This is a genomic window from Streptomyces sp. NPDC016845, from assembly GCF_044332585.1.
Lineage (GTDB): Bacteria > Actinomycetota > Actinomycetes > Streptomycetales > Streptomycetaceae > Streptomyces.
In genome coordinates, this window is record NZ_JBIRPI010000002.1 from 59,330 (window position 1) to 83,910 (window position 24,581).

At 71.1% G+C, this 24,581-nt stretch carries 23 protein-coding genes; 9 read left to right on the forward strand and 14 right to left on the reverse strand.

Annotated elements, in window-relative coordinates:
- Positions 1 to 23: 23 nt before the first annotated feature.
- The 4 genes from ACH4RC_RS06160 to ACH4RC_RS06175 are packed head-to-tail and all read right to left on the reverse strand — an operon-like array spanning position 24 to position 5,654.
- The gene (locus ACH4RC_RS06160; protein ID WP_398195880.1) at positions 24 to 1,022 is read right to left on the reverse strand and encodes an oligopeptide/dipeptide ABC transporter ATP-binding protein; all 999 of its coding nucleotides are present in this window, start codon (positions 1,020 to 1,022) and stop codon (positions 24 to 26) included.
- Complete coding sequence (locus tag ACH4RC_RS06165) at positions 1,019 to 3,034, reverse strand: dipeptide/oligopeptide/nickel ABC transporter permease/ATP-binding protein (RefSeq protein WP_398195882.1); 2,016 nt, start codon at positions 3,032 to 3,034, stop codon at positions 1,019 to 1,021. Before ACH4RC_RS06165 ends, ACH4RC_RS06160 begins: the two co-directional genes overlap by 4 nt.
- On the reverse strand, positions 3,031 to 3,990 hold the full coding sequence (locus ACH4RC_RS06170; protein ID WP_398195885.1) for an ABC transporter permease: 960 nt from the start codon (positions 3,988 to 3,990) through the stop codon (positions 3,031 to 3,033). Before ACH4RC_RS06170 ends, ACH4RC_RS06165 begins: the two co-directional genes overlap by 4 nt.
- A gap of 38 nt (positions 3,991 to 4,028) precedes the next feature.
- Positions 4,029 to 5,654, reverse strand: a complete 1,626-nt coding sequence (locus ACH4RC_RS06175; RefSeq protein WP_398195889.1) for an ABC transporter substrate-binding protein — start codon at positions 5,652 to 5,654, stop codon at positions 4,029 to 4,031.
- 233 nt (positions 5,655 to 5,887) lie between these two features.
- Between ACH4RC_RS06175 and ACH4RC_RS06180 the strand changes: the two genes are divergently transcribed.
- The 5 genes from ACH4RC_RS06180 (at position 5,888) to ACH4RC_RS06200 (ending at position 9,637) form a co-directional block, all read left to right on the forward strand.
- Entirely contained in the window at positions 5,888 to 6,631 is a 744-nt protein-coding gene (locus tag ACH4RC_RS06180; protein WP_398195892.1) for a FadR/GntR family transcriptional regulator, read from the forward strand.
- Between the two features lie 123 nt (positions 6,632 to 6,754).
- Complete coding sequence (locus ACH4RC_RS06185; protein WP_398195894.1) at positions 6,755 to 7,540, forward strand: FHA domain-containing protein; 786 nt, start codon at positions 6,755 to 6,757, stop codon at positions 7,538 to 7,540.
- A gap of 152 nt (positions 7,541 to 7,692) precedes the next feature.
- On the forward strand, positions 7,693 to 7,908 hold the full coding sequence (locus tag ACH4RC_RS06190; RefSeq protein WP_356492875.1) for a hypothetical protein: 216 nt from the start codon (positions 7,693 to 7,695) through the stop codon (positions 7,906 to 7,908).
- 89 nt (positions 7,909 to 7,997) lie between these two features.
- Positions 7,998 to 8,747, forward strand: a complete 750-nt coding sequence (gene recO / locus ACH4RC_RS06195; RefSeq protein WP_398195897.1) for a DNA repair protein RecO — start codon at positions 7,998 to 8,000, stop codon at positions 8,745 to 8,747.
- A 59-nt stretch (positions 8,748 to 8,806) separates the two neighbouring features.
- Positions 8,807 to 9,637 carry an isoprenyl transferase gene (locus ACH4RC_RS06200; RefSeq protein WP_398195899.1) on the forward strand — a complete coding sequence of 277 codons (831 nt, stop codon included), beginning with the start codon at positions 8,807 to 8,809 and terminating at the stop codon, positions 9,635 to 9,637.
- Positions 9,638 to 9,802: 165 nt separating this feature from the next.
- On the opposite strand, the gene ACH4RC_RS06205 is transcribed toward ACH4RC_RS06200, so the two are convergent.
- The 4 genes from ACH4RC_RS06205 to ACH4RC_RS06220 are packed head-to-tail and all read right to left on the reverse strand — an operon-like array spanning position 9,803 to position 12,968.
- A complete protein-coding gene (locus tag ACH4RC_RS06205) occupies positions 9,803 to 10,249 on the reverse strand; it encodes a Fur family transcriptional regulator (protein WP_398195900.1) in 447 nt (148 codons plus the stop codon).
- A gap of 24 nt (positions 10,250 to 10,273) precedes the next feature.
- Positions 10,274 to 11,161, reverse strand: coding sequence for a metal ABC transporter permease (locus ACH4RC_RS06210; RefSeq protein ID WP_398195903.1), 888 nt, complete (start codon positions 11,159 to 11,161; stop codon positions 10,274 to 10,276).
- Positions 11,161 to 11,928, reverse strand: coding sequence for a metal ABC transporter ATP-binding protein (locus ACH4RC_RS06215; protein ID WP_398195906.1), 768 nt, complete (start codon positions 11,926 to 11,928; stop codon positions 11,161 to 11,163). Before ACH4RC_RS06215 ends, ACH4RC_RS06210 begins: the two co-directional genes overlap by 1 nt.
- A 35-nt stretch (positions 11,929 to 11,963) precedes the next feature.
- Positions 11,964 to 12,968 (reverse strand): metal ABC transporter substrate-binding protein, encoded by a 1,005-nt coding sequence (locus ACH4RC_RS06220; RefSeq protein WP_398195909.1) that lies wholly within the window; start codon positions 12,966 to 12,968, stop codon positions 11,964 to 11,966.
- A 168-nt stretch (positions 12,969 to 13,136) separates the two neighbouring features.
- Between ACH4RC_RS06220 and ACH4RC_RS06225 the strand changes: the two genes are divergently transcribed.
- Entirely contained in the window at positions 13,137 to 14,519 is a 1,383-nt protein-coding gene (locus ACH4RC_RS06225; protein ID WP_398195912.1) for a glycine--tRNA ligase, read from the forward strand.
- A 73-nt stretch (positions 14,520 to 14,592) separates the two neighbouring features.
- On the opposite strand, the gene ACH4RC_RS06230 is transcribed toward ACH4RC_RS06225, so the two are convergent.
- The 3 genes from ACH4RC_RS06230 to ACH4RC_RS06240 all read right to left on the reverse strand — a co-directional run bounded on the left by ACH4RC_RS06230 (position 14,593) and on the right by ACH4RC_RS06240 (position 17,796).
- Positions 14,593 to 15,180, reverse strand: a complete 588-nt coding sequence (locus tag ACH4RC_RS06230; protein WP_398195913.1) for a TetR family transcriptional regulator — start codon at positions 15,178 to 15,180, stop codon at positions 14,593 to 14,595.
- 25 nt (positions 15,181 to 15,205) lie between these two features.
- The gene (locus ACH4RC_RS06235; RefSeq protein WP_398195915.1) at positions 15,206 to 16,237 is read right to left on the reverse strand and encodes an aldo/keto reductase; all 1,032 of its coding nucleotides are present in this window, start codon (positions 16,235 to 16,237) and stop codon (positions 15,206 to 15,208) included.
- Positions 16,238 to 16,365: 128 nt separating this feature from the next.
- The gene (locus ACH4RC_RS06240) at positions 16,366 to 17,796 is read right to left on the reverse strand and encodes an MFS transporter (RefSeq protein ID WP_398195918.1); all 1,431 of its coding nucleotides are present in this window, start codon (positions 17,794 to 17,796) and stop codon (positions 16,366 to 16,368) included.
- Positions 17,797 to 17,934: 138 nt separating this feature from the next.
- Between ACH4RC_RS06240 and ACH4RC_RS06245 the strand changes: the two genes are divergently transcribed.
- Positions 17,935 to 18,804, forward strand: coding sequence for a helix-turn-helix transcriptional regulator (locus ACH4RC_RS06245; protein ID WP_398195919.1), 870 nt, complete (start codon positions 17,935 to 17,937; stop codon positions 18,802 to 18,804).
- Here the strand turns inward: ACH4RC_RS06245 and ACH4RC_RS06250 are convergent.
- Positions 18,799 to 20,268 carry an MFS transporter gene (locus tag ACH4RC_RS06250; protein ID WP_398195921.1) on the reverse strand — a complete coding sequence of 490 codons (1,470 nt, stop codon included), beginning with the start codon at positions 20,266 to 20,268 and terminating at the stop codon, positions 18,799 to 18,801. The two genes, ACH4RC_RS06245 and ACH4RC_RS06250, sit on opposite strands and share 6 nt — an antisense overlap.
- Positions 20,269 to 20,431: 163 nt before the next feature.
- On the opposite strand from ACH4RC_RS06250, the gene ACH4RC_RS06255 reads away from it, so the two are divergent.
- On the forward strand, positions 20,432 to 21,301 hold the full coding sequence (locus tag ACH4RC_RS06255) for a helix-turn-helix transcriptional regulator (protein ID WP_398195924.1): 870 nt from the start codon (positions 20,432 to 20,434) through the stop codon (positions 21,299 to 21,301).
- Here the strand turns inward: ACH4RC_RS06255 and ACH4RC_RS06260 are convergent.
- Entirely contained in the window at positions 21,287 to 22,588 is a 1,302-nt protein-coding gene (locus ACH4RC_RS06260) for an MFS transporter (protein ID WP_398195926.1), read from the reverse strand. The two genes, ACH4RC_RS06255 and ACH4RC_RS06260, sit on opposite strands and share 15 nt — an antisense overlap.
- 123 nt (positions 22,589 to 22,711) lie before the next feature.
- Positions 22,712 to 23,272: a winged helix-turn-helix domain-containing protein gene (locus ACH4RC_RS06265; RefSeq protein WP_398195928.1), complete on the reverse strand. Its 561-nt coding sequence runs from the start codon at positions 23,270 to 23,272 to the stop codon at positions 22,712 to 22,714.
- A 54-nt stretch (positions 23,273 to 23,326) separates the two neighbouring features.
- On the opposite strand from ACH4RC_RS06265, the gene dusB reads away from it, so the two are divergent.
- Positions 23,327 to 24,466 carry a tRNA dihydrouridine synthase DusB gene (dusB, locus tag ACH4RC_RS06270; protein WP_398195931.1) on the forward strand — a complete coding sequence of 380 codons (1,140 nt, stop codon included), beginning with the start codon at positions 23,327 to 23,329 and terminating at the stop codon, positions 24,464 to 24,466.
- The last annotated feature ends 115 nt before the right edge of the window (positions 24,467 to 24,581 follow it).

A 24,581-nucleotide genomic window follows, 5' to 3' on the forward strand; every position in this document is an offset into this window, starting at 1 on the left:
AGGCCCCAGGGGCGCGCCCGGCGCTATACCTCGTGCACCAGGTCATGGGTCGACTGTTCCGCGTCCACCGGGTGGTGGCAGCGGAAGATGTGGCCGTTCGCGCCGCGCGGGTCCGGCATGGTCGTCGCGCACGTCACGTCCGCCCGCCAGCAGCGGGTGCGGAACGGGCAGCCGGACGGCGGGTGCGTGGCCGAGGGGACCGGGCCGGTCAGGGGGATCGGGTCAATGGGGTCGAGGAGGCCGGGCGTGGCCGAGAAGAGGGCGCGGGTGTAGGGGTGGCGGGAGCGGTCGAGGACGTCGGCCGCCGGGGTCTCCTCCACGATGCGGCCCAGGTACATGGTGATGACCCGGTCGCTCATCCTGCGCACCGTCTGGATGTCGTGCGAGACGAAGACCAGGGCGAGGCCCAGGCGCTCCTTGAGGTCGAGGAGGAGGTTGAGGATCTGGGCGCGTACGGAGACGTCGAGGGCGCTCGTCGGTTCGTCGGCCACCACCAGGTCCGGCTCCAGGGCCAGCGCGCGGGCGATGGCCACTCGTTGGCGCTGGCCGCCGGAGAGCTGGCCGGGGAGGACGTCCGCCAGGGCCGCTGGCAGGCCCACCAGGGACAGCAGCTCCCGTACGCGGCCGGCGCGTTCGGCCGGTGTGCCGCGGCGGTGCACGTCCATCGGGTCGCGGACGATCTGGCGTACGGTCAGGCGGCGGTTCAGGGCCGTCGACGGGTCCTGGAAGATCATGCCTACGCCGGTGCCGAGCGCTGCGCGGCGCTGTGCGGGCGGCATGGTCCAGAGGTCGTCGCCGCGGTACGTCACCGTGCCGGACGTCGGGCGCTGGACGCCCACCAGGACCTTGGCCAGCGTCGACTTGCCGCAGCCTGATTCGCCCACGACGCCGAGGGTCTCGCCCGGGGCGATCTCCAGGTCCGCCGATGTGAGGGCGTAGACGTGGTCGCGTGTGAAGAGGCCGCCTGAGCGGGCCTTGTGCACGACGTGTACGTCGGCCAGTTCCACGAGGGGCTGTGTCATGTCGGGTCCCTGTCCGTGGGGGTCGCCTGTCGCGCCGTGGGGATGGAGGTCGCGTGCGCGGGTGCGGGTTCGGCGTGGCTGGTCGCGCGGTTCCCCGCGCCCCTGGCGGAGACCGGGTGATGGCACGCTGTCTCGTGTGCGGGTCCGCCGGTCAATGCGGGGGCCTGTGCTCTGCAGACCTGCGACGCCAGCGGGCAGCGGTCCGCGAAGCGGCAGCCCGGGGGGAAGTCCGCCGGGGACGGGACGACGCCCCTGATCTGGGTCAGGCGGTCCGCCGAGGCTTCCAGGGAGAGGACCGAGCCGAGGAGGCCGCGCGTGTAGTGGTGGTGCGGGGCCCCGACCAGGTCCGCCGTCACGCCCGTCTCCACGATCTGGCCGCCGTACATGACGACGACGCGGTCGGTGACGTCGGCGACGAGCGCCAGGTCGTGCGAGACGAGGACGAGCGCGAAGCCCAGTTCGGCGCGGAGCCGCAGCAGCAACTCGATGACCTGGGCCTGCACCGTCACGTCGAGCGCCGTCGTCGGCTCGTCGGCGATGATCAGCTTCGGGTCGCGGGAGAGCGCCATGGCGATGAGGACGCGCTGGCGCTGGCCGCCGGAGAGTTCGTGCGGGTAGCTGCGCAGGGTGCGGTCCGGGTCGAGGCCGACGAGGTCGAGGAGTTCGGCGGGGGAGCGGCGGCCACCGCGCCGGACCACCTGTCTGAGCTGGGCCCGTACCGTCATCGCCGGGTTCAGGGACGACAGCGCGTCCTGGTAGATCATCGCCATGTCGTGACCGAGGAGGCGGCGCCGGGCGCTCATCGGGAGGCCGACGAGTTCGCGGCCGTCGAAGGTGACGTGGCCGCGGATCCGGGCGCCCGCCGGGTGCAGGCCCATCACGGTCAGCGCGGTCAGCGACTTGCCGCAGCCGGACTCGCCGACCAGGCCGAGGACTTCGCCGGGCCGGACGTCGAAGCCGATGCCGTCGACGATGTCGACCCCGCCGTGCCGGCCGTCGAACCCGATGGCGAGGTCCCGTACGGACAGGACGGGGGAGGCGTCGGGCAAGGGGCGGGCCCGGGAGCGCAGGCGGGCCGCCGCCTCGGTGAGGCCGGGGAGTTCGAGGACCTTGCCGGTGCCGGGCGCCGCCGTCTCCAGGCGGTCGGGCTCCTTGGCCGTGGGGACGTCGCGCGCGGCCGGTGCCGCCCACGCGTCGGAGACGCCCTCGCTGAGGACGTTCAGGGACAGCACCGTGAACAGCATCAGCAGGCCGGGGAAGACGGTCGCCCACCAGCCGCCGAGCAGGACCATGTTCTTGCCGTCGGCGATGACGCTGCCCCACGACGGGTCCGGCGGCCGCACGCCCGCGCCGATGAAGGACAGCGACGCCTCGAAGACGATGGCCTCCGCGACCTGCACGGTGCAGAAGACGAGGATCGGGGCCGCGCAGTTGATGGCGACGTGCTTGAGCACGATGTGCGGGGTACGGGCCCCGATGACCCGCTCGGCGGTGACGTAGTCCTCCCCGTACTGGTCCAGGACGTTGGCGCGCACGACCCGCGCGATCGGCGGCGTGAACAGGAACGCGAGCGCGCAGATCAGCACCGGGATGCCGCCGCCGAACACGGCTACGAGGACGGCCGCGAGGGCGATGCCGGGGAACGCCATGACGACGTCGAGGCAGCGCATGATCGTCTCGTCCGCCGCCTTGGTGGAGGTCGCGGCGGCGGCGCCGAGGACCGCGCCGACGACGAGCGCCAGCAGCGTCGCCCCGAGCCCGATGGCAAGGGACCAGCGCGCCCCGTACATCAGCCGGCTGAGGATGTCGCGGCCGAGGCTGTCCTGGCCCATCCAGTGCTGGGCGGAGGGGTGCCCGACGCCGTCCACCTGCGGCTGCTGGTCGAGCGGGTCGTGCGGTGCGAGCAGCGGGGCGAACACGGCCATGAGGACGACGACGGTGACGACCCCGAGGGCGATGCGTGACAGTACGGGCAGGCGGCGCAGCCTGCGCGGGTCGAGGCGGCGGCTCATGACGCCGCCCGCAGCCGCGGGTTGACCAGCAGGTACAGCACGTCGATCACCAGGTTGATCACGACGAACCCGACGGCCGTGGTCAGCACGACCCCCTGGACCACCGCCGGGTCGCCGTTCTTCACCGCGTCGATCATCAGCTTTCCCATCCCGGGCAGCGAGAAGATCGTCTCGACGACCACCGCCCCGCCCAGCAGATAGCCCACGCGCAGGCCGAGCACGGTGAGCGGGTTGATCAGGGCGTTGCGCAGGACGTTGCGGCCGACCACGACGACCGGCGGGAGTCCGCTGCCGACGGCCGTGCGCACGTAGTCCTTGTCGAGCTCCTCCACGACCGCCGTCCGCACGATCCGGGTGAGCTGCGCGGCGACGGGGAGGGACAGGGCGAGCGCGGGGAGCGTCATGCACTTGAGCCAGCCGGTGAAGGAGTCGGCGGGGTTGATGTAGCCGCCGGTCGGGAACCAGCCCTGGCCGACCGCCAGGTACTGGATCATCAGCAGCGCCAGCCAGAAGCCGGGCGCGGCGACGCCGGTCAGCGATACGACGCGGACGATCTGGTCCCAGGCCCGGTCGCGGTGGATCGCGGCGCTGATGCCGAGCGCGAGGGAAACGGTCACGGCGATGCCGAGCCCGAGGAACGTCAGTTGCAGGGTGAGCGGCAGCGCGGTCGTCACCTGCTCCACGACCGGCTGCCGGGTCAGCACGCTGATGCCCATGTCGCCCTGGAGCAGGTCGCCGACGAAGTGGAGGTAGCGCAGGGGCAGCGGGTCGAGGAGCCCGTTGCGCTCGCGGAAGTCGTGCAGCTGCTCCGGCGTCGGGTTGGCGCCCTGGAAGTACGCGGACGCCGGGTCGATGTCGGCGAAGCGCATCACGAGGAACACGAACAGGACGATGCCGAGCAGCAGCGGCACGAGCAGCACGAGCCGCCGGGCGAGAATTCTGGCGATCACTGCCACGGGCGCGAACTCCTGGGTCGAGGAACGAGCGTGCGGTCTTATGCGGGGTGCGCCTTGAGGACGTTGATGCCGGGGTACGGCTGCGCCTGCACGCCAGTGATCTTGTGGGCGTCCCACGCGGTCATCAGCTCGTTGTGCACGACGGGGTAGATGACGGCCTGCGCGGCGACGGTGTCGAGGTAGTCCTGGATCATCGTCTTCTTGCGGTCGGCGTCCGGTTCCCGGGTGGCCTGGTCCATCTGCCGGAACAGCTGCTTGGCGGTGGGGTCGTCGGCCCAGCGCGCGTAGCCCATCCACAGATTGGCGGGGCCGTAGTTGTAACGCATGATCAGGTCCGCGTCGAGGCCGAACTGGTTCGGGTTCGAGGCCGCCGCCACCACCTGGTAGTCCTTCTTCTGGTCCATCTTGGTGAAGACGGCGGTGGTCTCCTGCGGGTCGAGCGTGGTCTTGACGCCGATCGCGTCCCAGGACGCCTTGACGGTCGGCAGGCAGTCGACGATCCAGGACACGTTGACGGCCATGAGGTTGACGGTCAGGCCGCTGACGCCCGCCTCCCGCAGCAGCTTCTTCGCCTTCTCGGGGTCGTAGTCGTAGACGGTCCTCGCGGGGCGGAAGGTCGGGTTGCCCTCGTTGAGGAACGAACGCGCCGCCTTGCCGTGGCCCTTGAGCGCGACCTCGATCATCTTCTTCTTGTCGATCGCGTGGTGCAGCGCCTGCCGCACGCGTACGTCGTCGAACGGCTTGTGCGCGGTGTTGAACATCAGGAACAGGTTGTTCATCCCGGCGCCGCCCTCGACGGTGAGCCCGTCCTGTTCGAGGCGCTGGATGTTGGCGTAGGGGATGTTGTCGGAGATCTGCGCGTCGGCGCTGCCGCCGGAGATCTTCGCGACGCGCGGTGCGGCGTCGACGATGGTCAGCCAGTTCATCTTCTTGAACGCGGGTTCGCGCGGGCCGTTGTAGTCGTCGAACGCGGCGAAGGTGGTGTTCGTCTTCGGCTGGTGCGAGGTCTGCCGGTACGGTCCCGAGCCGACGGCCTTGCCCTTCATGGCGTCGTCCCAGGCGCCGGGGAGCGAGAAGACGTGCTTCGGCATGATCTTCGCGAGCGTCAGCCGCGCGACCCCCTCGGGGAACGGGAACTTGAGGACCAGCTCGACCGACGCGTCGCCGGTCTTCCTGACCTCCTTCAGCCAGCTCTCGAAGAACCCTTTGGCGAGCGTCTGGGTCTTCGGGTCGAGGATGCGGTCGAAGACGAAGACCACGTCGTCGGCGGTGACCGGCTTCCCGTCGTGCCACTTGGCGCCCGGACGCAGGGTGAATCTCCAGCTCGTGCCCTTGAGTTGGGCCGCGTCCGGGACCTCGGTCGCGAGCGCCGCGTACGGGGCCCGGGTGATCGGGTCGGTGTCGACGAGCCCCTCGTAGATGTGGTGGTTGCCCGCCATCGCGAACGCGGACGCCGTCTGGGCCGGGTCCCAGCTGCCGTCGTTGCCGTAGCCGATGACGGCCGTCAGGGAGGCGGAGCCGCTCCCGCCGTCCTCACCCGTGTCGTTCGTCGACTTCGGCCCGGACGAACAGGCCGACAGGGACGCGGAGACGGCGGCCGCCGCACCCAGGGCGCCGGTGTACTTGAGGAAGGAACGGCGGCCGGTCGCGGCGTGGTCGCTCATGGTTGCCTCCAATGACTCGCATGACTCGCATGACTCGCGGTTCTCGCGTGACTCGCAACGGCTCCGTGGCTGTAGTGACTCCACGTGACTACAAGTGACCCCGGTGACCCGGAGATCCAACGTCCTACGTCTTGGGCAGCGACGTGACCATAAGAGGACCGGAGGGGGCGGTCAAGAGATCGCGCAAGGACTTTCGCCCGGAGGTGGGACGTGGGATGTCCAGGGCGCCTACGATGCGGCGCATGTCAGAGGAGCCCACGAATCCGGCCGTCCGCCACCGCCGCGTCAGCCGGCAGGTGCAGCGCGCGGTGACGCAGCAGATCCTCGACGCCGGGCTGCGGCCCGGCGAACTCCTGCCCACCGAAGCCGAGTTGATGGACTCGCTCGGCGTCAGCAGAAACTCCGTGCGCGAAGCGCTCAAGGCCCTCCAAGCCCTGGACATAGTCGAAATCAGACACGGCTACGGCACGTACGTCGGCCAGGCCTCGCTGACCCCGCTCGCCGACGGCCTCACCTTCCGCACCCTGCTGCGCCCCGCCGACGACGCGCACGCCCTCGCCGAGATCCTCCAGGTCCGCGAGATCCTGGAGGAAGGGCTCGTCCACCGCATCGCGACCGCCCCGCCCGACGCCGAGACCCTGAACCGGCTCGACGCTCTCGTACGGAAGATGAACGAGGCGGGCGAGGCCGGTGAACCCTTCGCCGACCTGGACCGGGAGTTCCACGAGACGCTCTACCGCTCGCTCGGCAACGAGCTGATACCGCAGCTCCTCGGCGCGTTCTGGAACGTCTTCGACCGCGTCGCCGGGGTCCGCAAGTGGGCCGGCGACCCGGCGCCCGAGATCACCGTCGACCGCCACCGCGCCATCGTGACGGCCCTGCGCGAAGGGGACGCCACCGCCGCCCAGCACGCCATGGCCACCCACTTCCGAGGCATCGAGAAGCGGGCGGAGCGGCGGACGCGGGGCGTGCATTGAGCAGCAGTGCACTGAAGGTGCGCCGGATGCGGTACGTCACCCTCCGGTACCGGTACCCGACAAACGGGCGTCTCCCGTACAACCCCCGAAACCGGACGGCGGCGCCGGTACGTCCAGGCCGCCATGAGTACTCCGAGCGGTGGCGCTCACCGACTGACCCTCCTCGGCCCGCAACCGCTGCGCGGCGCGATCGTCGACGTCTCCGGCGGACCGCTCCTGGTCGGCCGGGCCGACGCGTGCGGCCTGCGCCTCGACGACCCGTGCGTCAGCGGGCGGCACGCGGTGCTCAAGCCCGTCGAGGGCCGGGTCGTCGTCGAGGACCTGCGCTCGCGCAACGGCACCCGCGTCAACGGCGCCCCGGTCACCGCGGCCCGCCCGCTCCACCACGGCGACGTCATCGAGTTCGGCACCGTGGAAGCCCGCTACGAACAGGACGAGGCCGCCCGCAACGCCTCGCTCCAGACCGTCACGGCCATGCCCTCCGCCACCGCACCGGTCCCCCGGCAGACCGAGTACGAGCTCTACGCCCGCTACCTCCAGCAGATCCGCCACGAACGGGACAGCCTCCTCCACGACATCCGGGCCACCCGGCGAAGAGCACGCCGGCTGCTCGCGGGCTGCCTTGTACTGCACCTCGCCGCCTTCGCGGCAGCGCTCCCGCTCGCGCGCCGCGCCGCCGAGGTGGTGCGCGGGACACCGTCGCGGGACGCGGGCGAGGCCCTGCGCCGGGCCCTCGTCGCAGAAGTCACCGAAGGCCCGAACCCGCTGCTCCTCACCGCCGGCGGGCTCGGCCTCCTCGTCGCCCTCGTGCTCGGCGGCGCCGGGATCGTGCTCCACCTGGTCGCCGCGGGCAGGCGCCGCCGCCTCGAAGCGACCGTCGGCGGCCTGCGCCCGCCGGCCCGCGGATGAGGCGAACGGAGTGCCGGTCGCAGGTCGCCCCGGCTGCCCCGTGTCCATCGGTGGAACCGTGGCGTTGTCCGGTTGACGCGCGGCGCGCCCCTGGCGCCGTGGCCGCCGCACCCCGCGCGGCAGGACGCACTACGGGACAGGAGCGCCACCCGATGAAGCCAGCGATCGGTTCGTACGCGGTCGACATGAGCACCGGCCGGGTGGGACGGGTGATGGGGCACGAGGGCCCGTACGTGCAGCTGCGACCGTTCGGCGGCGGCCGGGAATGGGACTGCGCGCCCGACATGGTGCGGGAGGCCACCACCACGGAGCGGCTGCGCGCGGCCACGGCGTACGCGAACAGAAGGAGCCGGGGCGAGGTGCCCTGACCGGGCACCGGGCAGGGGACCGGGCAAGGCAGAATGGAGGGCATGAGCCCGCTCCGTGAAGACGACGCCGCCGCCCCCGGGGGTGCGCGATGAGTCTCTTCAGGGACGACGGGATCGTCCTGCGGACCCAGAAACTCGGCGAGGCCGACCGCATCATCACGCTCCTCACGCGCGGCCACGGCCGGGTCCGCGCGGTGGCCCGCGGCGTACGCCGCACCAAGTCCAAGTTCGGGGCACGGCTCGAACCGTTCTCCCACGTCGACGTGCAGTTCTTCGCGCGCGGCAGCGAACTGATCGGCCGCGGCCTGCCGCTGTGCACGCAGAGCGAGACCATCGCCGCGTACGGCGGCGGCATCGTCACCGACTACGCCCGCTACACCGCGGGCACCGCGATGCTGGAGACGGCGGAACGGTTCACCGACCACGAGGGCGAACCGGCCGTCCAGCAGTACCTGCTGCTCGTCGGCGCCCTGCGCACCCTCGCCCGCGGCGAGCACGAGCCGCACCTCGTCCTCGACGCGTTCCTGCTCCGCTCCCTCGCCGTGAACGGGTACGCGCCCACCTTCGGCGACTGCGCCAAGTGCGGAATGCCCGGTCCCAACCGGTTCTTCTCGGTCGGCGCGGGCGGCTCCGTCTGCGTCGACTGCCGGGTGCCGGGCAGCGTCGTACCCTCACCACAGGCCCTCACCCTGCTCGGCGCGCTCCTTACCGGGGACTGGGCGACGGCCGACGCGAGCGAGCCACGTTTCGTGCGGGAGGGCAGCGGCCTGGTGTCGGCCTATCTGCACTGGCACCTCGAGCGCGGACTGCGGTCCTTGCGCTATGTGGAGAAGAGCTAGCGCAAGCGCTGGCACGTTGTGATCGAGCTGCAAACTGAGCTAGGGGAGAGGCCGGAAACATGGCACGTCGCGGAATTCTCGGACGGTCCCGCCGGGAGTACGTCACGCCCGAACCGCACCCGTCGGGCGCGCGGCCGCCGAAGATCCCGGGCGAGCTGGTGCCGGGACACGTCGCCATCGTCATGGACGGCAACGGGCGGTGGGCGAAGGAGCGCGGCCTTCCGCGCACCGAGGGCCACAAGGTGGGCGCCGAGCGGGTCCTCGACGTCCTCCAGGGCGCCGTCGAGCTGGGTGTGGGCGCGATCTCGCTCTACGCCTTCTCCACCGAGAACTGGAAGCGGTCGCCCGACGAGGTCCGCTTCCTGATGAACTTCAACCGGGACTTCATCCGCAAGACCCGTGACCAGCTCGACGACCTCGGGATCCGGGTCCGCTGGGTCGGCCGCATGCCCAAGCTGTGGAAGTCGGTCGCCAAGGAGCTGGAGATCTCCCAGGAGCAGACGAAGGACAACGACAGGCTCACCCTGTACTTCTGCATGAACTACGGCGGCCGCGCCGAGATCGCCGATGCGGCGCTGGCGCTCGCCGAGGACGTGAAGGCGGGCCGGCTCGATCCGTCGAAGGTCAGCGAGAAGACGTTCGCGAAGTATCTGTACTACCCGGACATGCCCGACGTCGACCTGTTCCTGCGGCCCAGCGGTGAGCAGCGCACGTCCAACTACCTGCTCTGGCAGAGCGCCTACGCGGAGATGGTCTTCCAGGACGTGCTGTGGCCGGACTTCGACCGGCGTGACCTGTGGCGAGCGTGCGTGGAGTACGCCTCCCGCGACCGACGCTTCGGCGGGGCCACCCCCAATGAGGTCCTGCTGCAGCTCGAGGGCAAGGCCTGACGGGGCCCGATTACGTCTGCACGCCGGTGGGGGCTGGTCGCGCAGTTCCCCGCGCCCCTGGCACGCGCCCCATGGGGCTGCGGCGAAGCCGCATGCTCCAGGGGCGCGGGGAACTGCGCGGCCGGCCACGACGAGACGCGCGCTCCGCGACTCACGACAAGGGGCTCACACAGCGGCAGCGCAATCCGCACAGGTGCCGAAGATCTCCACGGTGTGCGCCACGTTCACATACCCGTGCTCAGAGGCGATCGTCTCCGCCCAGGACTCAACCGCCGGCCCCTCGACCTCAACCGCTTTGCCGCACACCCGACACACCAGGTGATGGTGATGGTCACCCGTGGAGCACCGCCGGTACACCGCCTCGCCCTCGGACGTCCGCAACACGTCCACCTCGCCCGCGTCCGCGAGCGACTGCAGCGTGCGGTACACCGTGGTGAGGCCGACGGAGTCACCCTTGTGCTTGAGGACGTCGTGCAGATCCTGCGCGCTGCGGAACTCGTCCACCTCGTCGAGCGCTGCCGCCACGGCCGCGCGCTGGCGGGTCGACCTGCCTCGAACCGGGGCTGCCACGGGTTTCTCCTCACATCCCTGCCACGTACGTACCGCCGCCATTGTGCCAGGCGGCGATGGGCCGGGTCAGACCTTGGCGGGGGCCTGCCCGGGGATCGCGCACTCCGCCGGATCGCCCGGCGCCGTCGCCGCCGCGGCTCGCGCCCTGCGCCTGGCCAGCGGGGTGGCGAGCAACGTCAGGACGATGAAGACGCCGATGGTCAGGAGCACGATCGTCGCGCCGGGCGGCACGTCCTGGTAGTACGACGTGACGGTGCCGCCCAGGGTGACCGCGACGCCGATGGCCACGGCGATGACGAAGGTCGCCTTGAAGCTGCGGGTCAGCTGCTGCGCGGCGGCCACCGGGACCACCATCAGGGCGGAGACCAGCAGCAGGCCGACCACGCGCATCGCGACCGTCACGGTGACGGCGGCGGTGACGGCGGTCAGGAGGTTCAGGGCGCGCACGGGCAGGCCGGTGACGCGGGCGAACTCCTCGTCCTGGCTCACCGCGAACAGCTGGCGGCGCAGGCCGACCGTGACCAGGACCACGAACGCCGCGAGCAGGCAGATCGCGGTGACGTCCTCGGAGGAGACGGTGGAGAGCGAGCCGAAGAGGTACGAGGTGAGGTTGGCCGTGGAGCCGCCCGGCGCGAGGCTGGTGAACATGACGCCGCCGGCCATGCCCCCGTAGAAGAGCATGGCGAGCGCGATGTCGCCGCGGGTCTTGCCGTACCAGCGGATCAGCTCCATGACGACGGCGCCGAGGACGGAGACGAGGGTCGCCATCCACACCGGGGACGTGGAGAGCAGGAAGCCGAGGCCGACGCCGGTCATCGCCACGTGGCCGATGCCGTCGCCCATGAGGGCCTGGCGGCGCTGGACCAGGTAGATGCCGATGGCCGGCGCGGTGATGCCGACGAGGACGGCGGCGAGCAGCGCCCGCCGCATGAATTCGTAGCTCAGGATTTCCATCAGCTCAGCAGTCCCGTGCGGAGGGGTTCGGCGTCCACGGCGGCGTGCGGGTGGACGTGGTCGTGGCCCGGCAGCGCGTGCTGGCCGACCGCCTTCGGGGGCGGCCCGTCGTGCAGGACGCAGCCGTCGCGGAGCACCACCGCGCGGTCGATCAGCGGCTCCAGCGGGCCGAGTTCGTGCAGGACGAGGAGGACGGAGGCGCCCGCCGAGACCTGCTCGCGCAGGGTCGCGGCGAGGATCTCCTGGCTGGCGAGGTCGACGCCGGCCATCGGCTCGTCCATGATCAGCAGCTCGGGTTCGGCGGCGAGGGCGCGCGCGATGAGCACGCGCTGGTGCTGGCCGCCGGAGAGCGCGTTGACCGAGTCCTTGGCGCGGTCGGCGAGGCCGACGAGGTCGAGGGCGCGGCGCACCGCGTCCTTGTCGGCGGCGCGCAGGATGCCGAAGCGGGAGCGGGAGAGCCGCCCGGAGGCGACGATCTCCGCGACCGTGGCGGGCACGCCGCCCGCGGCGGTGGTGCGCTGCGGCACGTAGCCGACGCGCGCCCACTGCCTGAAGCGGCGGCGCGCGGTACCGAACAGCTCGATCTCGCCGCTCGTGACCGGCACCTGGCCGATGATCGAGCGCACGGCGGTCGACTTGCCGGAGCCGTTGGCGCCGAGCAGTGCGACGACCTCGCCGCGGCCCACGGTCAGGTCGATGCCGCGCAGCACGGGGCGCGAGCCCAGCTCGGCCGTCACCTTGCGCAGGGTGATGACGGGTTCGGTCATCTCACTGCCGCCCTTCAACTCAAGTACCGCATACGTCACTTGGCGCCGAGCGCCTTCTGCAGGGCGCTCAGGTTCGCCTCCATGACCTGGAGGTAGTCCGTGCCCTTGGACTTCTCGGTGATGCCCTCGATGGGGTCGAGTACATCAGTCTTCAACTTCGCGTCGCCCGCCAGGGTCTTCGCCGTCTTGTCGCTGACGAGGGTCTCGTAGAAGACGGTGGTGACCCCGTCGGCCTTCGCCATCTTCTGCAGGTCCTTCACGCGGGCGGCGCTGGGCTCGCTCTCCGGGTCGAGGCCGCTGATGGCCTCCTCGGTGAGGCCGTAGCGCTCGGCGAGGTAGCCGAAGGCGGCGTGGGTGGTGATGAAGACCTTGCTGTCCGTGTTCTTGAGGCCGTCCTCGAACTTCGTGTTCAGGGCGTCCAGCTTCTTCACCAGGGCCGCGGTGTTCTTCTTGTAGTCGGCCGCGTGGTCCGGGTCGGCTTTCTGAAGGGCCTTGCCGACGCCCTCGGCGACCTCGGTGTACTTCACCGGGTCGAGCCAGATGTGCGGGTCGGTGCCCTCTTCGCCGCCGTGGTCGTGATCGTGGTCGTCGTGCTCCTCGGCGTGGCCGCCGACCTCGCTGCCGTGCTTCTCCAGCTCGGTCAGGGAGGCGGCGTCGACCTTGGTGGAGATCCCGGACTGGTCGATCGCCTCGTCGACGGAGGGCTGCAGCCCCTTGAGGTAGACCGCGACGTCGGACTCCTCGAGCTGGGCGCGCTGTTTGGCGCTGACCTCGAGATCGTGCGGCTCCTGGCCGGGCTCGGTGAGGTTGCGCACGGAGACGTGGCCGCCGCCGATCTGCTCGGCGAGGTACTGCATCGGGTAGAACGACGCCACGACGTCGAGCTTGCCGTCGTTCCCGCCGCCCTTGCCGTCCGCCGCGTCCGAGGAGGAGCAGGCGGAGAGGCCTGCCAGGCCGAGCGCCGTGGCGGCGGTGACGGCGGCGGTGGATATGAGGCGGCGGCGGGGGCGACGGGCCAGGCGTACGTTCATGACAGTCATTTTCAACAAATTTGGAAACGATTGTCAACAACGACTTCGTCACGCAAGGTCCCGCTCTGTACCCCCGAACCGATTTGGTCGCAGGGGTGGGCCCGCCGGTAACCTGAGGCATTCGCTCCCGGAGCGCGTATCCAGCGCGCTCGTCGTCGTCGTAATGAAGAGAGCACCGTGGCCGCCGACAAGATCGACACCATCGTCAGCCTCAGCAAGCGCCGTGGCTTCGTCTACCCCTGCAGTGAGATCTACGGTGGTCAGAAGGCCGCCTGGGACTACGGTCCGCTGGGCGTGGAGCTGAAGGAGAACCTCAAGCGCCAGTGGTGGCGCTACATGGTCACCTCGCGCGAGGACGTCGTGGGTATCGACTCGTCGGTGATCCTGGCCACGGAGGTCTGGCAGGCGTCGGGCCACGTCGCCACCTTCACCGACCCGCTCACCGAGTGCACCTCCTGCCACAAGCGCTACCGCGCGGACCACCTGGAAGAGGCGTACGAGGAGAAGAAGGGCCGCGCGCCCGAGAACGGCCTCGCCGACCTCACCTGCCCGAACTGCGGCAACAAGGGCACGTTCACCGAGCCCAAGCAGTTCTCCGGCCTGCTCTCCACGCACCTCGGCCCGACCCAGGACAGCGGCTCCGTCGCCTACCTGCGCCCCGAGACCGCGCAGGGCATCTTCACCAACTTCAGCCAGGTGCAGACGACTTCGCGGCGCAAGCCCCCGTTCGGCATCGCCCAGATGGGCAAGTCCTTCCGCAACGAGATCACGCCCGGCAACTTCATCTTCCGCACCCGCGAGTTCGAGCAGATGGAGATGGAGTTCTTCGTCAAGCCGGGCGAGGACGAGCAGTGGCAGGAGTACTGGATGGAGCAGCGCTGGAACTGGTACACCGGCCTGGGCCTGCGCGAGGAGAACATGCGCTGGTTCGAGCACCCGAAGGAGAAGCTCTCCCACTACTCGAAGCGCACCGCCGACATCGAGTACCGCTTCCGCTTCGGCGGCAGCGAGTGGGGTGAGCTGGAGGGCGTCGCCAACCGCACCGACTACGACCTCTCCGCGCACTCCAAGGCGTCCGGCCAGGACCTCTCCTACTTCGACCAGGAGAAGGGCGAGCGCTACACGCCGTACGTCATCGAGCCCGCGGCCGGTGTCGGCCGCACCATGCTCGCCTTCATGCTCGACTCGTACTTCGAGGACGAGGCGCCCAACGCCAAGGGCAAGATGGAGAAGCGCACGGTCATGCGCTTCGACCCGCGCATCGCGCCGGTGAAGGTCGCCGTCCTGCCGCTGTCCCGCAACCCGGAGCTCTCCCCGAAGGCCAAGGGGCTCGCCCAGGCGCTGCGCCAGCACTGGAACATCGACTTCGACGACGCCGGCGCCATCGGCCGCCGCTACCGCCGCCAGGACGAGATCGGCACGCCGTTCTGCGTGACGGTCGACTTCGACACCCTGGACGACAACGCGGTGACGGTGCGCGAGCGCGACACCATGAAGCAGGAGCGCGTCTCCCTCGACCAGATCGAGGGCTACCTCGCCAGCCGCCTGATCGGCTGCTGACAGCCGTAGACACGGGAAAGCCCCGGTTCACCGTCCCTGACGAGGCGGCGGGCCGGGGCTTTTCGCCGTGTCTTCAGCGGGCCGCGATGCCGCGCAGGACCAGCGCCACCACCGCGTCGAACGCCGCCTGGCTGCCCGGCTTCGACCACTCCGGCGCGTGCACCGGGTCGTGGAAGTGCGCGGTCGCCTCCAGGACCGCGCGGGCCGTCACCGGGACGTCCGGGGCCTCGAACTCGCCCCGCTCGACGCCTTCCCGGAGTATCGCGCCGATCTGGCTGAGCAGCTCGTCGAGGTGTTCGTCGACCACGTCGCTGTTCTCGGTCACCAGGACCGTGTACGTGGCGAACAGCTCGGGGTCGTCGCCCGCCTTGTGCTGCTTGGCCTCGAAGAGCGCCGCGAGCCAGTGCCGCAGCTTGGCCGGGGGCGCCTCGTCGCCCGCGACGACCTCGGCGAGGACGCCGGTCGTCCGCTCCAGCCAGCGTTTGGTGACCGCGCCGCGCAGCTCGGCCTTCGTACGGAAGTGGCGGTAGACCGAGCCGTGGCTGACGCCGAGCGCGCGGGCCACGTCGACCACGGTCGCCTTCGCGGCGCCGTGGCGGCGCAGCACTTCCTCGGTTGCGGCGAGGATGCGCTCGGGGGTCAGGGTCTCGGTCGGTGCCATGTCAGTGACCGTACCGGGCGGGTTGTCACCGCTCGCTGTCGAGGTGTGCCATCTGGGCCGCCGGGTAGCGCTCGCCGGCCGCGGCGTCGGCGGGCACGGCCTGCTCGATCGCGGCGAGGTCGGCGGCGTCGAGCGTGACGTCGAGCGCGCTGAGCGCCTCGGTCAGCCGGGTACGGGTACGGGCGCCGACCAGCGGCACGATGTCGGCCTTGTGGAGGGCGCCCTGGGCGAGGACCCAGGCGATGGCGATCTGCGCGACGCTCACGCCCTTCTGCTCGGCGATCTTGCGGAGCTGCTCGACGAGGCCGAGGTTGTGGCGCAGGTTCTCACCCTGGAAGCGAGGGCTCATGCCGCGGAAGTCGTTGGCGGCGAGGGTGCGGTCCTGGGTGAAGTGGCCGGAGATCAGGCCGCGCGACAGGACGCCGTACGCGGTGACACCGATGCCGAGTTCGCTGACGGTCGGCAGGATCGACTCCTCGATGGAGCGCGAGATGAGCGAGTACTCGATCTGGAGGTCCGAGATCGGCGCGGTCGCGGCGGCCCGGCGGATCGTCTCCGCGCCGACCTCGGAGAGGCCGATGTGGCGGACGTGGCCCTGCTCGACCAGTTCGGCGATGGCGCCGACCGTCTCCTCGATCGGCACGTCCGGGTCGAGGCGGGCGATCCGGTACACGTCGATGTGGTCGACGCCGAGGCGCTGGAGGCTGTACGCGGCGAAGTTCTTCACCGCCGCCGGGCGCCCGTCGTAGCCGCTCCAGCCGCCGTCGGGGTCGCGCAGAGCGCCGAACTTCACGCTGGTCAGCGCGGATTCGCGGGCCGCTGCGGGCGCTGAGCGCAGGGCCTCACCGATCAGCATCTCGTTGTGGCCCATCGCGTAGAAGTCACCGGTGTCCAGGAGGGTGACGCCCGCGTCGAGCGCGGCGTGGATGGTGGCGATCGACTCGGCGCGGTCGGCGTCGCCGTAGAGCGCGGACATGCCCATGCAGCCGAGGCCGAGGGGGGAGACGCGGGGTCCTGTGGTGCCGAGGGGGCGCTGTGTTTCCGCGGAGAGGTTCATGTTCTCCACAGTGACATGACAGCTGACAGATTTCAATATCTGTCAGCTGTCATCCGTTCCCTGTCACCTGTTCCCTGTCACCTGTTCCCTGTCATCTGTCACCTCGCGTTCGTCGCCACCCCTTGTCCTCAGACGACGTCGCGGGGCAGTCGTAGGCTCAGTCCTACCGTCAGCGCCACCGCCCCGAGCTGCACCAGCAACGTCGTGACCAGCGCGTCCCGCATGCCCAGCGCCGGGGTCAGGGAGAGGAACAGCGTGCCGAGTGTGGCCACGCCGAGGGCCAGGGACGCCTGCTGGATCGTCGTCATCACGCCGCCGCCGACGCCCGCCCGCGCCGCCGGGACCTCGGACAGGATGATCCGGAAGAGGATCGGAAGCTGGAGCGCCTGCCCCGCGCCCGCGAGCGCCGCGCCCGGCAGGAGCGGGAGCAGGTCGAAGTGCGGCCACGTCCGGTACGCGGCCAGCGCGATCAGCGCCACCCCGGCCGCCTGCACCAGACCGCCCGCCGTGACGACGCGCGCGCCCCAGCGGGCCACCAGGCGCGGACCGGCGAGCGAGGTCGCGAAGAACACCGCCGCCATCGGGGCGAGGGCCAGGCCCGCCGAGGTCGCGCTGAGCCGTTCGCCCTGCTGGAGCGCGACCGCGATCACGAACATGAAGCCGCTGAAGCCGATGGAGAACGGCACGATGAGCGCGAGCCCGCGCCGCAGGGAGAGGAGCGCGAAGAGGGACGGCGGGATCAGCGGGGCGCCGCCCGTCCGGTCGGCCCGGCGCTCGACCTCGTAGAAGGCGTACGCGAGGAGCGGGCACGCGGCGAGGGAGAGCCAGGTCCACAGCGGCCAGCCCGCCGCGCGGCCCTCGGTCAGCGGGGCGAGGAGCGCGATCAGCGCGAGCGCGAGGAGCAGCGTGCCCGGTACGTCGACGCGTTCGGGGCGCGCCGAGCGGGTCTCCGGGACGGTGCGGAGCGCGAGGACGAGGGCCACGACGACGACCGGCACGTTCACCAGGAACACCGAACGCCAGCCGGAGCCGAACAGGTCCGCCGAGACGAGGACGCCGCCGAGGACCTGGCCCGCCACCATCGACAGGCCCGCCGTCGCCCCGTACATGCTCATGGCCTTGGCGCGGCGCGGGCCCGCCGTCGTCGCCTGGATGGTGGCGAGCACCTGCGGCAGCATCGCCGCCGACGCCGCGCCCTGCGCGATCCGCGCGATCACGAGGGTCCAGGCGGTGGGGGCCAGGCCGCAGGCCAGGGAGGTCAGGCCGAACGCGGCCATGCCGCCGACGAACATCCTGCGACGGCCGAGCTGGTCGCCGAGTCTGCCGCCAAGGACGAGGAGGACGGCGTACGCGATGCCGTACCCGGCGACGACGAGTTCGAGGACCGGTTCGCTCGCCGACAGGTCGCGGGCCATGGTGGGCAGGGCGACGTTGACGATGAAGAAGTCGATGAGAGGCAGGGCGGCGCCGAGCAGCACGGTGAACAGACCCGCGCCGCCGAGCGAGTGGCCGGGCGCCGTGGTGCGGGTGACCGGCGGGGACTGCGTGTGGGTGGTCATGGCACCGAGCGTCCGCCGGTCCGCAGGCTGGTACCAGAGTCTTCTTATCCTGGTAGAACCTCTACCCGGAAACAGCTTGGCGGCGGGCGGCACACGGGTGGAGGCTGGTGCCATGACCACGATGACGGGACGGGTCTCATGACCACCCTGACGCCGGAGGCGCGGCCCGCCGAGATCCGCCGCCACGAGCTGGCCGGGTTCCTGCGCAGCCGCCGCGAGCGCATCACGCCCGAGGAAGTGGGGCTTCCGCGCGGCAGGCGCCGCCGCACTCCCGGGCTGCGCCGCGAGGAGGTCGCGCAGCTCTCCGCCGTCGGCGTCACCTGGTACACCTGGCTGGAGCAGGGCCGCGACATCCAGGTCTCCGCGCAGGTCCTCGACGCCCTCGCCCGCACCCTGCGGCTCGACGGGAGCGAACGCGCCCACCTGTTCGGCCTGGCAGGGGCGATCGACCCGACCCCGGCGGCGACCTGCCCCACGCTCACCCCCGAACTGCGGGAGATGCTGGCCAAGCTGGAGCCGATGCCGGCCTGCGTGCAGAACAGCCGGTACGACATCCTCGCCTACAACCGCACCTACGGGCAGTTGCTGTGCGACCTTGACGCGGTACCGGCCGAGGACCGGAACATGATGTTCCTCGCGTTCACGCACGCGCCGTGGCGCTCCGCCATCGTCCACCTCGACGAGGTGCTGCGGCTCATGGCGGCGAAGTTCCGCGCGGGCATGGCCGATCACCTGGCCGAGCCCGCCTGGAAGCTGGTCCTCAAGCGGCTGCTCGACGAGTCCGCCGAGTTCCGCGGGGTCTGGGAGCGGCATGAGGTGACGCGGTCGCAGGCCAGCAAGGTCAAGGAGTTCCTCAACCCGCACGTGGGCCTGGTCCGGGTCGTGCACACCGATCTGTGGCTGGGCAGGGACAGCGGGGCACGCCTGCTGACGTACACGGCGGCCGACGATGTCTCGCGCGAACGTCTCGACCGGCTCCAGGAGCTGGTGCTCAGCGGTGCCCTATGACCCGGTGGCCGCCCGCGCCGCCTCCGCGTCCTCCGGCTCCTCCAGGCGCTCGGCCGTGCGCCGCGCCGTCTCGCGCGCCCAGCGTCCGCTGGTCAGCGCGCCGAGCAGCAGCACCGCGAGCCCGCACCCGGCGATGATCCACCAGCAGGCCCGTCCGGCGCTGACGAAGGAGCGGGCGTACGAGGACCCGGCGACGCCCGAGGCGAGGACCGCGCCGATGACGGCGACGCCGAGCGTCTGCCCGATCTGCCGGCTGGTGGAGGCGACGGCGGCGGCGACACCGGCCTGCGCGCGCGGCATCCCGGAGACGGCGGTGTTGGTGATGGGCGCGTTCACGAAGCCGAAGCCGAGCCCGAACAGGACGTAGCCGATGAACAGCGTCACGTTCGAGGTCTCCGCGTCGAACGCCGCGAACAGCACGCCGCTCACCGTCATCGACACACCCGCGATCAGCAGCGGCAGGCGCGGGCCGCGGCTGCCGACGAGCCGCCCGGACAAGGGCGCGCAGAGGAAGGTCATCGCCGCCATCGGCAGCATCCACAGGCCCGCGTGGAGCGCGTCCAGACCGCGTACGTCCTGGAGGTAGAGGGTCGACAGGAAGAGGAAGCCGCCGAGCGCCGCGAACGCGCTGACCGCGATGGCTGTGGCCCCGCTGAACGGCGCCGAGTGGAAGAAGCGCAGGTCGATAAGGGGTTCGGCGCGGCGCGGCTCGTAGCGCAGGATGCCGATGAGCGCGGCGACCGCGACCGCCGTACAGGCGAGGGTCCGCGCCGAGGTCCAGCCCGCCGAGGGCGCCTCGATGATCGCGTACGTCAGCGAGCCGAGCAGCGCGATGATCAGGACCTGGCCGACCGGGTCCGGGCGGCGGGCCTTCGGGGCGCGGGACTCGGGGACGTAGCGGAGGGTCAGCAGGAGCGCGGCGAGGCCGACGGGCAGGTTGACCCAGAAGATCGAACGCCAGCCGACGGAGTCCACGAGCAGGCCGCCCACCAGCGGCCCGGCGGCCATCGAGATGCCGACGACAGCGCCCCACACGCCGATGGCGCGGGCCCGCTCGCGCGGGTCGGTGAACGTGTTCGTGATGATCGACATGGCGACCGGGTTCAGCATCGAGCCGCCGACCGCCTGCACCATCCGGAACGCCACGAGGGACTCCAGGTTCGGCGCCAGCGAACAGGCCACCGACGCGGCCGTGAACACGATGAGCCCGGTCATGAAGACCTTGCGCCGGCCGATCCGGTCGGCGGTCGAACCGGCCAGCATCAGCAGCGCGGCGAGCACCAGCGTGTAGGCGTCGATCGTCCACTGCATGCCCGAGAGCGTGGCGTCGAAGTCCTTGGCCATGACGGGCAGGGCGACGTTCAGGACGGTGTTGTCGAGGCTGACGATCAGCAGGCTCATGCAGCAGATCGCCAGGACGAGCATGCGCCTGCGATGGTTCAGGCCGGAGGGTGTATCGGGCATGTTGTCGACGGTAGCCGGAGCGGGACGGGGACGGGCACGTGTGCACTTGGCATCGGAGGTCATGCCCTCAGCGTCGTCCGCCGCTCAGCCGGGTACCAGAGTCTCCTCATCGTGTTACAGGCAGTACCTGGCACCAGGATGCGGGCGGGAGCATCCTGGTGGCATGAGTACGGGAACGCGAACCCCGCCGGAGCCCGAGGTGCGCCGCGCCGAACTGGCCGCGTTCCTGCGCAGTCGCCGCGAGCGCGTCACCCCGGACCAGGTCGGCCTGCCGAACACCGCGCGCCGCCGCACTCCCGGGCTGCGCCGCGAGGAGGTCGCGCATCTCGCCTCCGTCGGCATCACCTGGTACACGTGGCTGGAGCAGGGCCGCGCGATCAATGTCTCCGCCGGTGTCCTCGACGCCGTCGCCCGCGCCCTGCTCATGGACCCCACCGAACGCGCCCACGCCTTCGCCCTCGCCCAGGCCGTCGACCCGCGCGCCGAGACGGTGTCGCCGGTCGTCACGCCCACAGTCCTGCGCATGCTGCGGCGCCTGGAGCCGTACCCGGCCGAGGTGAAGAACGCCCGCTACGACGTCCTCGCCCACAACCGCGCCTACGCCGACGTCTTCGGCGACCCCGCCGAACTCGCCCCCGGGCACCGCAACGCCCTGTGGATGATGTTCATGAACGACCGCTGGCGCGTACGGTTCCTGGACCGCGAGGCCATGCTCCCGGAGCTCCTCGCCAAGTACCGCAAGGCGATGGCCGAGCATGTCGCCGACCCGGCCTGGAAGGCGCCCGTCGACGAACTCCTCGCCGTCTCGCCGGAGTTCCGCGAGCTGTGGGAGCGGCGCGAGGTCGCGTCGATGGTCTCGCACGTCAAGCGCTACGAGCATGTGGACCCCGCGATCGGCCTGCTGAACCTGGAGCACCGGCACATGTGGCTGGCTCCGGACCCGGGCGCGCACCGGGTCGTCGCGTACGTACCGGCGGACGACGCGACCGAGGAGCGTCTGGAGCGGCTGGCCGCCGCTTCAGCGACGCGCTGACTCGACCGGTCCGACGACCGGTGCGGGTGCGGGTGCGGGTTCGGGGGTGGCGGGCGTCGTCGGCAGGTCGCGGTGGTGGCGCATCGGGGAGGTCAGCAGGATGAGGCCGCACAGCGGGAGCAGCGCCACCGACAGCCATATCGCGGGGCGAAGGCCGAGGGTCTCGGCGAGGACGCCGCCGAGCAGCGCGCCGAGCGGGATCGTGCCGTAGTTGACGAACGAGGACGCGGTACGGGAGCGGCCGTAGAGCGCGGCCGGGGTGTAGTCCTGCTGGAACGTCGCGGTCAGCGTGTTCTCGGCGACGACGGAGAAGACGACGGCGATGTGGCCGACGGCGAACAGGCCGATCCCGAGCGGAGAGTACGAGGCCAGCGGCGCCAGCAGCGCCAGGCACGGGGTCCCCAGGGTGAGCACGTGGACCGAGCGGGCCGTGCCGAACCGCACCCCGAGCCGTCGCGCGGCGAACGCGCCAGCGATCCCGCCGAGCCCGCACGTGCCCATCACGATCCCGATGGTGCCCCCGGCCAGATGGACCTCACGGACCAGAAAGGCGACCAGGATCGACTGGTAGGCCATCAGGGAGAGGTTGGCGGCGGCGCCGCACAGCACGAACGCCCGGATGTAGCCGTCGCGGAAGGTGAAGGACAACCCCTCGCGGATCTCCTGGAACAGGCTCGTGGCCCCGGACACCGGCCGCGCGGCGGGCTCCTCGCGGTGGCTCAGGCCGAGCACAGCGAGGAACGAGACCGCGAACGCCGCCGCCTGCGCGTACATCGCCCCCGCCGCACCGAGCAGCGTGACGAGCGCGCCGCCGCCGCTGTACCCGGCGAGCTGCCCGGCCTGCTCACTGGCGTGCAGCGTGGAGTTGGCCTCGGCGCGGTCGGCGCCGTCGACGAGGCGGGGGAGCAGCACCTCGTACGAGGTCTGGAAGAAGACGGTGGCCGTACCGGTGACCAGCGCCGTGACCAGCAGTTGCGTGTACGTGAGGACGTCGAGCCCGGCCGCCACGGGGATCGCGGCGATCGCGGCGAGGGACAGCGCGTCGCACACCAGCATCAGCGGCCGGCGCGGCAGCCGGTCCACCCACGCGCCCGCGACCAGCCCGACGACCAGCCACGGCAGCCAGGCGGCGGCCGTCAGCAGCGACACCTGGAACGTGGAGGCTTCGAGCAGCGTGAGCGCGGTCAGCGGCAAGGCCACGGAGGAGACGGAGGCGCCGGTGCGGCCGGTGGTGGAGGCGATCCAGAGGCGGCGGAAGTCGGGGTGGCGGCGCAGAAGGGCGGGCATGTGAGCGAGCGTAGCTTGCAGAGAAGCCTCTGCATAGCATTATTTGCAGACCTTTCTCTGCATCGCTCGAGCCTGGCGGGGGCTGGGCGGGGGTCGGGCGGGGGCGGTCGCGGCGCTTCGGGATCAGCCGCGTTTGCGGCGCGGGAACACCTGGATCTGGGCCGTCACGGGGAGGGCACCCGGCTCATGCGGGGCTTCCGCGTAGCGGTTGACCAGCGCCATCAGCTCCTCGCGCAGAGAGGTGAGCGCGGCGGGCGTCAGGTGCAGGTCGTTCCAGTTGCCCAGGAGCGAGGCGCCCTCCCACTCCTCCTCCCAGTCCTCGGCGAGGTACATGGAGACCTGATCCGTCATGTCCTGCACCATCTGCCCGAGGTAGAGGTCCAGCGAGGCACGGGCCTCCGGGTCCTTGCGCAGCCTGGACGTCGGCAGCACATGCGTCTTGTGGACCGCCTTCCACCAGCGTTCGCGCCGCGTGCCGCGCTCCTCGTCCTCCTCGATGAACCCGTTCTCCGCGAGGTGGCGCAGATGCCAGCTCAGGGTGCCCGTGCTCTCGCCGAAGCGGGCGGCGAGCACCGCCGAGGTCGCCGGACCGTCGCCGCGCAGCGAATCCATGATCTTGATGCGGAGCGGGTGGGCGAGCGCGCGCAGGCTGCGGGTGTCCAGGGTGCGGGTGTCGGCGGTCATGGCCGCAGCGTAATCCGTACGGAGCCTCGTTCGGCGTACGCGACAATAGGGGGTATGACCGCTACGACCACCCCCCTCGCCATCGGACCGCACACCGTCGTCCCGCCCGTGGTGCTCGCGCCCATGGCCGGGATCACGAACGCACCCTTCCGCACCCTGTGCAGGGAGTTCTCCGGCGGCAAGGGCCTGTTCGTCAGCGAGATGATCACGACCCGCGCACTGGTCGAGCGCAACGAGAAGACCATGCAGCTGATCCACTTCGACGCGAGCGAGAAGCCCCGCTCGATCCAGCTGTACGGGGTCGACCCGGCCACCGTCGGCAAGGCCGTCCGCATGATCGCGGAGGAGGACCTCGCCGACCACATCGACCTCAACTTCGGCTGCCCCGTCCCGAAGGTGACGCGCAAGGGCGGCGGCTCCGCCCTCCCGTACAAGCGGCCGCTGCTGCGCGCCATCCTGCGTGAGGCCGTCACCGGGGCGGGCGACCTGCCCGTCACCATGAAGATGCGCAAGGGCATCGACGACGACCACATCACCTTCCTCGACGCGGGCCGCATCGCCGTCGAGGAGGGCGTCACCGCGATCGCCCTGCACGGGCGCACCGCCGCCCAGCACTACGGCGGCACCGCCGACTGGGACGCCATCGCCCGGCTCAAGGAGCACGTCCCCGAGATCCCCGTCCTCGGCAACGGTGACATCTGGTCGGCGGACGACGCGCTGCGCATGGTCCGCGAGACCGGGTGCGACGGCGTTGTCGTCGGGCGGGGCTGCCTCGGGCGGCCGTGGCTCTTCGCCGATCTCGTGGCGGCGTTCGAGGGACGGGACGAGCGGGTGCGGCCTACGCTCCGCGTCGTCGCCGATGCGATGGTGCGGCACGCTTCCCTGCTCGGGGAGTGGATCGGGGACGAGGCGCGGGGGGTCATCGACTTCCGCAAGCATGTGGCCTGGTATCTGAAGGGGTTCTCGGTCGGGTCCGAGATGCGCAAGCGGCTGGCCGTCACGTCGTCCCTGGCCGAACTCCGTGCGGGGCTCGATGAGCTGGACCTGGAGCAGGAGTGGCCGGCGGGCGCGGACGGGCCCCGGGGGCGTACGTCCGGCAACAACCGGGTCGTGCTTCCGGATGGGTGGCTCCGTGATCCGTACGACTGTGCGGGGCTCTCCGAGGATGCCGAGATGGACACGTCCGGGGGCTGAACCGTTGCGGTCCGGCTTGAGCTGATCGCGCGGTTCCCCGCGCCCCTGGGCGGGCGTCTGCCATGTTCTGTCGCGTTGCCGGGCGTGTCACCGTCGTGGCTGGTCGCGCAGTTCC

Excerpts from the sequence above, each read along its gene's own strand:
- ACH4RC_RS06160 (WP_398195880.1), bottom strand. The coding sequence starts at position 1,022 with ATGACACAGCCCCTCGTGGAACTGGCCGACGTACACGTCGTGCACAAG.
- ACH4RC_RS06165 (WP_398195882.1), bottom strand. The coding sequence starts at position 3,034 with ATGAGCCGCCGCCTCGACCCGCGCAGGCTGCGCCGCCTGCCCGTACTG.
- ACH4RC_RS06175 (WP_398195889.1), bottom strand. The coding sequence starts at position 5,654 with ATGAGCGACCACGCCGCGACCGGCCGCCGTTCCTTCCTCAAGTACACC.
- ACH4RC_RS06180 (WP_398195892.1), top strand. The coding sequence starts at position 5,888 with ATGCGGCGCATGTCAGAGGAGCCCACGAATCCGGCCGTCCGCCACCGC.
- ACH4RC_RS06185 (WP_398195894.1), top strand. The coding sequence starts at position 6,755 with ATGAGTACTCCGAGCGGTGGCGCTCACCGACTGACCCTCCTCGGCCCG.
- ACH4RC_RS06190 (WP_356492875.1), top strand. The coding sequence starts at position 7,693 with ATGAAGCCAGCGATCGGTTCGTACGCGGTCGACATGAGCACCGGCCGG.
- recO (WP_398195897.1), top strand. The coding sequence starts at position 7,998 with ATGAGTCTCTTCAGGGACGACGGGATCGTCCTGCGGACCCAGAAACTC.
- ACH4RC_RS06200 (WP_398195899.1), top strand. The coding sequence starts at position 8,807 with ATGGCACGTCGCGGAATTCTCGGACGGTCCCGCCGGGAGTACGTCACG.
- ACH4RC_RS06205 (WP_398195900.1), bottom strand. The coding sequence starts at position 10,249 with ATGGCGGCGGTACGTACGTGGCAGGGATGTGAGGAGAAACCCGTGGCA.
- ACH4RC_RS06210 (WP_398195903.1), bottom strand. The coding sequence starts at position 11,161 with ATGGAAATCCTGAGCTACGAATTCATGCGGCGGGCGCTGCTCGCCGCC.
- ACH4RC_RS06215 (WP_398195906.1), bottom strand. The coding sequence starts at position 11,928 with ATGACCGAACCCGTCATCACCCTGCGCAAGGTGACGGCCGAGCTGGGC.
- ACH4RC_RS06220 (WP_398195909.1), bottom strand. The coding sequence starts at position 12,968 with ATGACTGTCATGAACGTACGCCTGGCCCGTCGCCCCCGCCGCCGCCTC.
- ACH4RC_RS06230 (WP_398195913.1), bottom strand. The coding sequence starts at position 15,180 with ATGGCACCGACCGAGACCCTGACCCCCGAGCGCATCCTCGCCGCAACC.
- ACH4RC_RS06235 (WP_398195915.1), bottom strand. The coding sequence starts at position 16,237 with ATGAACCTCTCCGCGGAAACACAGCGCCCCCTCGGCACCACAGGACCC.
- ACH4RC_RS06240 (WP_398195918.1), bottom strand. The coding sequence starts at position 17,796 with ATGACCACCCACACGCAGTCCCCGCCGGTCACCCGCACCACGGCGCCC.
- ACH4RC_RS06245 (WP_398195919.1), top strand. The coding sequence starts at position 17,935 with ATGACCACCCTGACGCCGGAGGCGCGGCCCGCCGAGATCCGCCGCCAC.
- ACH4RC_RS06250 (WP_398195921.1), bottom strand. The coding sequence starts at position 20,268 with ATGCCCGATACACCCTCCGGCCTGAACCATCGCAGGCGCATGCTCGTC.
- ACH4RC_RS06255 (WP_398195924.1), top strand. The coding sequence starts at position 20,432 with ATGAGTACGGGAACGCGAACCCCGCCGGAGCCCGAGGTGCGCCGCGCC.
- ACH4RC_RS06260 (WP_398195926.1), bottom strand. The coding sequence starts at position 22,588 with ATGCCCGCCCTTCTGCGCCGCCACCCCGACTTCCGCCGCCTCTGGATC.
- ACH4RC_RS06265 (WP_398195928.1), bottom strand. The coding sequence starts at position 23,272 with ATGACCGCCGACACCCGCACCCTGGACACCCGCAGCCTGCGCGCGCTC.
- dusB (WP_398195931.1), top strand. The coding sequence starts at position 23,327 with ATGACCGCTACGACCACCCCCCTCGCCATCGGACCGCACACCGTCGTC.